Origin of the sequence: Mesorhizobium sp. M4A.F.Ca.ET.050.02.1.1 (assembly GCF_003997725.1) — a bacterium.
Classification (GTDB): domain Bacteria; phylum Pseudomonadota; class Alphaproteobacteria; order Rhizobiales; family Rhizobiaceae; genus Mesorhizobium.
Genome location: NZ_RZSG01000487.1, coordinates 1 through 4,593 on the forward strand (window position 1 = coordinate 1; position 4,593 = coordinate 4,593).

Annotated in this window: 4 protein-coding genes; 1 reads left to right on the plus strand and 3 read right to left on the minus strand. The window is 66.8% G+C overall.

From position 1 onward, the window contains the following. On the minus strand, window positions 1-1,794 hold a 1,794-nt coding region (locus EOA33_RS25145; protein WP_127406856.1), incomplete at its 3' end, for a GumC family protein. Window positions 1,795-1,996: 202 nt separating this feature from the next. Between EOA33_RS25145 and EOA33_RS25150 the strand changes: the two genes are divergently transcribed. Beyond that, window positions 1,997-3,292 carry a lipopolysaccharide biosynthesis protein gene (locus tag EOA33_RS25150; protein ID WP_126056470.1) on the plus strand — a complete coding sequence of 432 codons (1,296 nt, stop codon included), beginning with the start codon at window positions 1,997-1,999 and terminating at the stop codon, window positions 3,290-3,292. An 11-nt stretch (window positions 3,293-3,303) separates the two neighbouring features. Here the strand turns inward: EOA33_RS25150 and EOA33_RS25155 are convergent, their stop codons facing one another. Together EOA33_RS25155 and EOA33_RS25160 are read right to left on the minus strand one after the other, a co-directional pair. Further along, a complete protein-coding gene (locus EOA33_RS25155) occupies window positions 3,304-4,227 on the minus strand; it encodes a DUF6492 family protein (RefSeq protein WP_127406857.1) in 924 nt (307 codons plus the stop codon). Beyond that, window positions 4,224-4,593, minus strand: a 370-nt coding sequence (locus EOA33_RS25160) for a WecB/TagA/CpsF family glycosyltransferase (RefSeq protein WP_127406858.1), incomplete at its 5' end; no start/stop codon positions are given. The genes EOA33_RS25160 and EOA33_RS25155, both read right to left, overlap by 4 nt.

Consider the following 4,593-nt stretch of genomic DNA (forward strand, 5'->3'; position numbering starts at 1 on the left):
TCCGCGGCGACGCGAGCGCGAGGTCGCGGTTTCGTGCAGGCTCTCATAGGCGCCACGCATGGCGCCGAGCCCGACACCGGAAGCAAAGCCGAGCAGCAGGCCGGCGAGCGCCATCACGGCGCGCGACGGTCCTTTCGCCTCGAGCGGTGCAAACGCCTTGGAGATGACGTTGATGTTGGCGGTGTTGATGTCCTTCTGCTCGCCGGTTTCCTTGGCGCGCAGCAGGAAGGCCTCGTAAACGGAGCGCTTGGCCGCGGCCTCGCGCTCAAGCTCGCGCAGCGAGACAAGCGCGCTGTTGACGTCGCCGCTCTGCACCTTGGCCTGCGCCAGGCGGGAGGCAAGATCCTGCTCCAGCTGGACGGAGCGCTTCAGGTCGACCTGCAGCGAAGAAGCGATGCGCTGCAGTTCGCCGGCGATGCGGTCACGCGCGCCGGCGAGCTGGGCGCTGAGCGCCTGCAGTTCGGGATGGCGCGGGCCGAGCCGGACGGCGGCGCGATCGGCCTCCTGCTTCAGCGCCGCATATTGCGCGCGCAGTTCGCCCATGGTGTTGGAGTTGATCTCTTCCGGCAAGGTGCCGGTGAGGACCGAATTGACGCTGAGCGAACGCGCCGAAGCCGCCCGCGCGTTGAGCTCCAGCGTGCGGGCGCGGGCGACGGAAAGCTGCTCGTTGAGCTTCAGCATCTGGTCGTCGCTGATCAGATGGCCCTGCGCGTCGACGAGGTCGTGCGTGGCCCGGTAATCCTCGACCTTGCGCTCGGCCGCCTCGACGCCCTTGCGCAATTCGTCGAGCCGCGCCGTCAGCTCGTCGGTGGCGCGGCCGGCGGTGTCGGACTGGATCTGGCCGAAGGTCTGCAGGAAGACGTCGGTCATGGTGTTGGCGATGAGGGCCGACTTCTCGCCGTTCTGGGTGGTGGCGCCGATCGAGATGACGAAGGTCTTGCCGCCGCGCTCGACCGACAGGCTCTCGGCCAGATTGCCGACGGCGAGCGCGCGCCGGCGGGCATCGTCGGCGGCGCCGGCATCGTGGCGCGACAGGATCGAGCGGATCATCGACATGACGCCGAGACCGCCGGAACCTTGCCCGTTGAACTCGGGATCGTTGGTGAGATTGAGCTTGTCGACGACCTTGTTGAGGACCGTGCCGGAGGTGAGCACGCGGACCTGGTTCTCGACGATCGCCAGCGTCGCGTCGGAGGCGACCACGTTCTGTGTGAGATCGCGATCGGTGAGCTTGAGGTCGCGCGGATCGACGATGAGTTCGGCCGTGGCCTCGTATTTCTTCGGCGTCGACAAGGCAATTGCGACGCCGAGGGCCGCGCCGAGGATCGTCGTCGAGAGTATCAGCGCCTTCGAGCGGGCAATGCCGCGCACGACCTGCATCGGGTCGATCAGCGGCTTCCACTGCTCGCTGTCGGCATCGTCGACGGCGGGCCGCCGCACGTTCGCAGCATGGCGGGGATCGAGCGCGGCCTGAGGCGCGTGGCCTTGCGAAAGTCCCGCCGGCTCCTCGCGCGCATAGTCGCTTCGCTTGGCCCAGCCGTCCTCGACGTGCGGTTCGTTGGCGATCGGCTGCCGATCGGCCTGATATCGGCCCGGCTCGACGCCGGCGGGCGAGCGCGTCTCGCGCTGCGCGCGTGCGAGACGGTGGCGCTCCGCCGCATCCTCGCGCCATGACTGGTTGGCGCGGTCGCCGATCGCGACCAGAGAGGCGTCATCCTCGCCACGCATGGCCTGACCGAGCGCCAGCAGCGAGCGCTCACGCCTCCAGTCCTCACGGTTGTCCCTGTCGACCATTGTCTTGGAGCTTTACTCTTCGGCGGCTTGGGAGAGGCGGTCGGCCAATCGTTAAGCCACGCTAAACAGGCATAGGAAACAAAAGGTTAATTTCGGCGCCAGAAAGGCGAGTTTTCGCGCCCTGATTGCATGGTTTTCGGGCGCAGTCGAAGCCTCTCCAGAACGGCACGTTAAGCTTTCCGGCCTATGGTCCGGCGGATCTATGACCCATGCCAGCGACATACCGCAGAGGCGGAGCCTCACCCGGATCGGCGCCTTCGTGGCCGCGCGCCGGAAGCTGGTTTTCGATTATTTTTCCGCAATCAGCGGCGCGGGCGGACGGCTGGTGTTCTCGCTCGCCTATTTCATCGCGCTGGCCAACACGCTGTCGATCGCCGAATTCGGCATGTTCGCCACCGCTTCGGCGGCGGGCGTCATGCTGTCTCGCGTCCTCGCTTTCGGCTTCATCTCGGCGCTCTACCGCACCGCCACGATCCGCCCCAACCTGATCGGCACCTTCACCGCCGGCTTCCTGCTGCTCGGCATCGTCTCGCTGCCGGTTCTGGCGGCGGCATCCTACGTCGTCTACCTGATCTTCTTCGCCGGCACCGTGCCGCTGCCGGTGTTCGCCGCGGTCGTCTTCGCCGAGGCGCTGCTGTGGCGGCCGGTCGAGGTGGCGCTGATCGTCAACAACGGGCTCGGCAAGTTCGGCCGGGCCGCCGTGCTGGCGATCCTGGCGACCGCGCTAAGGGCGCTCGGCGCGGTGCTGTTCATGCTGGCGGCGCAGCACAGCGTCGGCGTCTGGTCCTGGTACTACATCGGCGCCAACGCGGCTTCGCTCGCCATCGCCTTCGGCTTCTTCTATCCGCGCCAGCGGCTGCGACTGCGCACCGAGCTTTATCTCAGGCGGCTCGCCGACTCGATCTATGTCGCCGGCGCCGAGGTCCTGTTCTACCTGCAGATGGAGTTCGACAAGCTGCTGGTGCTGTCGATCGGCGGCGCTCATCTCGCCGGCATCTACGCCATCATCATGCGCCTCGTCGACCTGACGGCGATCCCGATCCGCACCTTCTCGATGATGCTGGTGCAACGGATGATGCGGGCACCGGAGCTCTTGTCGCGGCTGGCCGTCAAGAGCGGCATCGAGGGCGGTGTGTTCCTGGTCTCGACGCTGGCGCTCGCCGCGCTCGGCATCGTGCTGCATTTCTTCCCCAACGCGCTGGGCAGGAATGTCGCGGAGGCGGCGCCCCTGGTGGCGCTAGCCATCTGCGTGCCCGGCCTGCGCAATCTGGTCGAATACCAGGCCGAGTTGCTGTTCGCGCGCGGCCAGACAGCCGTCCGGGCGCTCAATCTCGGCCTGCTTGCCGGGCTCAAGGCGGTGCTCCTGATCTATGTGCTGACGACGATCGCCGACACGTCCAACCTGGTGCTGTCGCTCAACGTCGTCTTCCTGCTGCTCTATCTCGCCTCGGCGTTTCTCACTTACTCGGCGATGCGCAGGCCGGCCAAGGCCATCTAATTCTGCTTAGGCTAAGCGAGCCCGATCAGGCGGCGGATGCGGCCGATGTCGGTGCCGATGAAGGACTGCAAGCCGATCGCCACCTGTTCGGGCGCCATGCCGGCAACGAAACGGCGGAAGTCATCGTCCGACAGGGGCTCGCCGGTCCAGTGGACGCGGCAGAATTCTTCCGAACCGTGAAAATGGCCGGCCCCCTCCGACACGTCGTCGACATAGCGGCCGTAGATCATGCATTCGGAGAATTTTCGCGCCGAGCCGAGGACCGCGACCCAGTCGCGGCCATGCACATTCTCGATCCGGCTGCACATCGCCGTGACGGTCTCGCGCCGCCAGGCGATCAGCGTCGAAATGTAATCGTGCACCGTGATCTTGGTCGGATCGATGCCGAGCGCCGCGCCGGCATTACGCGACCAGATGCGATGTTCGTCATGACCATCGTTCGCCAGGACGCCATCGCGCCGGAACAGCCGCACCTTACCGTCACGCCAGAAGGCACTGGCGTCGAACGGCCTGAGAAAGGCGACGTCGGAATCGCAGAAGATCAGCACGTCCTCGCCAGCATGGCCGGCAATGGCGATGCGGCGGAGCTGCTGCGCATGCCAGCCGCGCAGCGGCTGCGTCCTCAGGCTGAGCCAGACGCGGCGGCGAAACAGGGAGAACGGATCGTCGACGACATGCAGCCAGCGCGGCAGGAGATCGCGTTCGTCGACGACGATGCGACGGTGGTTCTCCAGTTGGCGAAACAGCGCCACGTCGCGATGCTCGACCAGTATGTAGTGGCGCGCGAACCCGGAAAGCTGGCGGTCCATCGTCTCGCACAGCAGACGGCAGCGTTCAAAATCCGGCGCATAGCTGGCGGTCACCACCGCGGCCGTCGGCGCCGGCGGCAGCCGCTGGACTTCGGCCGTTGCATCCGGGACGAAGCGGCTGTTCAAGGACGCGCTCCGGCGGCCGAGAATTTCTGCCTGGCGACGCGCCACAGGAACAGCGGGTTGCCGACGACGTAGCGGCGCCAGAGGCGGCCTGGCTCGATCAGCAGCCGGAACAGCCATTCGAGCCTGAGACGGCGCATCCACAGCGGCGCGCGCGGCACCGTGCCGCTCAGGAAATCGAGCAGCGCGCCAACCGCGATCGGCAGCGTGCAGTGACGGGCGTCGATGTGGCGCGCGATCCACAATTCCTGGCGCGGCACGCCCATGGCGACGAGCAGCACATCCGGCCGCAGCGCTGCGATCCTGTCGACGATCACCGGCTCCTCGGCGGCGCAGAAATAGCCGTCGTGGATGACCACGAACCTGTGC

Coding starts and splice junctions, on each gene's coding strand:
- EOA33_RS25150 (WP_126056470.1), top strand. CDS start 1,997: ATGACCCATGCCAGCGACATACCGCAGAGGCGGAGCCTCACCCGGATC.